Below are 2,224 nucleotides of genomic sequence, written 5' to 3'. Positions count from 1 at the left end.
CCCCTACGGCGAGTGGCTCCACGCCGGTCTGATCCACCTCGACGACATCCCCGAGCGCGAGCACATCGTGCACACGCACGCCTCGGTGACGCGTCGCCAGCAGATCTTCGGCTACACCGAGGAGGAGCTGCGCGTCCTGCTCACCCCGATGGCCAACACCGGGGGAGAGCCGCTGGGCTCCATGGGCACCGACACGCCCATCGCCGCGCTCAGCGACAAGCCCCGGCTGCTGTTCGACTACTTCAGCCAGCTCTTCGCGCAGGTCACCAACCCGCCGCTGGACGCCATCCGCGAGGAGCTCGTCACCTCGCTCAACGGCACCATCGGCCCGGAGGCCAACCTGCTCGACCCGACCCCGGCCTCGTGCCGCCAGGTCGTGCTGCCGTTCCCGGTCATCTCCAACGACGACCTGGCCAAGATCCGCCACATCAACCGTGACGGCGACATGCCCGGCTTCATCACCCACGTCGCCCGCGGCCTCTACGAGGTCGAGGGCGGGGGCGGCGCGCTCGCGCACCGCATCGAGGAGATCTGCGCCGAGGTGTCGCAGGCCATCTCCGACGGAGCCCGGATCATCGTGCTCTCCGACCGTCACTCGACAGCAGAGCTCGCGCCGATCCCGTCGCTGCTGCTCACCGCGGCCGTCCACCACCACCTGGTCCGCGAGAAGACCCGCACCCAGGTCGGCCTGCTCGTCGAGGCCGGGGACGTCCGCGAGGTGCACCACGTCGCGCTGCTCGTCGGCTACGGCGCTGCCGCGGTCAACCCCTACCTCGCCATGGAGTCCGTCGAGGACCTCGCCCGCGAGGGCTACTACGTCAAGACCGAGCCCGAGAAGGCCGTGGCCAACCTGATCAAGGCGCTGGGCAAGGGGGTGCTGAAGGTCATGTCCAAGATGGGCGTCTCCACCGTGGCGTCCTACACCGGCGCACAGATCTTCGAGGCCATCGGCCTCTCGCAGGCCGTCGTGGACTCCTACTTCACCGGCACCACGTCCAAGCTCGGCGGCATCGAGCTGGACACCATCGCCGAGGAGGTCGCGCTGCGCCACGCCACGGCCTACCCCCGCGGCGGGATCCTGCCCGCCCACCGGGAGCTGGCCGTCGGTGGGGAGTACCAGTGGCGTCGCGAGGGCGAGCCGCACCTCTTCGACCCGGAGACGGTCTTCCGCCTCCAGCACGCGACGCGCACCGGTCGTTACGACATCTTCAAGCAGTACACCGCGGCGATCGACGAGCAGTCCGAGCGGCTCATGACGCTGCGCGGCCTGTTCCGCTTCCGTGACGCCGACGAGGTCGGCCGCCAGCCGATCGCGATCGACGAGGTCGAGCCGGTCTCCGAGATCGTCAAGCGCTTCTCGACCGGGGCCATGTCCTACGGCTCCATCAGCAAGGAGGCGCACGAGACCCTCGCGATCGCCATGAACCGGCTGGGCGGCAAGTCCAACACCGGTGAGGGGGGCGAGGACGCCGAGCGGCTCTACGACCCCGAGCGCCGCAGCTCGATCAAGCAGGTCGCCTCGGGTCGCTTCGGCGTGACGTCGGAATACCTCACCAACGCCGACGACATCCAGATCAAGATGGCGCAGGGGGCCAAGCCCGGTGAGGGCGGCCAGCTGCCCGGCAACAAGGTCTACCCGTGGGTGGCCAAGACGCGTTACTCCACGCCGGGCGTGGGCCTCATCAGCCCCCCGCCGCACCACGACATCTACTCCATCGAGGACCTCGCCCAGCTGATCCACGACCTCAAGAACGCCAACCCGGCGGCGCGGGTCCACGTCAAGCTGGTCTCCGAGGTCGGGGTCGGCACGGTCGCGGCAGGGGTCTCCAAGGCCCACGCCGACGTCGTGCTCATCTCCGGCCACGACGGCGGCACCGGCGCCTCGCCGCTGACGTCGCTCAAGCACGCCGGTGGACCGTGGGAGCGCGGCCGCGCCGAGACGCCGCAGCCGCGGCTCCACAACGCTCTGCGCGACCGCATCGTCGTGCAGGCCGACGGCCAGCTCAAGACGGGTCGTGACGTCGTCGTCGCCGCTCTCCTGGGAGCCGAGGAGTACTGCTTCGCCACCGCCCCGCTGGTGGTCTCGGGCTGCATCCTGATGCGGGTCTGCCACCTCGACACCTGCCCCGTGGGCGTCGCGACCCAGAACCCGGTGCTGCGCGAGCGCTTCTCGGGCAAGGCCGAGTACATCGTGACGTTCTTCGAGTACATCGCCCAGGAGGTG

Annotated in this window: 1 protein-coding gene; it reads left to right on the top strand. The window is 69.8% G+C overall.

Annotated elements, in window-relative coordinates; translation table 11 throughout:
* A partial coding sequence (locus RMN98_RS03900; RefSeq protein ID WP_309647487.1) for a glutamate synthase-related protein occupies positions 1-2,224 on the top strand: 2,224 nt, incomplete at both ends.

Source organism: Nocardioides sp. (assembly GCF_031397825.1).
Classification (GTDB): domain Bacteria; phylum Actinomycetota; class Actinomycetes; order Propionibacteriales; family Nocardioidaceae; genus Nocardioides.
The sequence above is the reverse complement of the archived record's forward strand: the minus strand, read 5'-3'. Positions and strand labels throughout refer to the sequence as shown.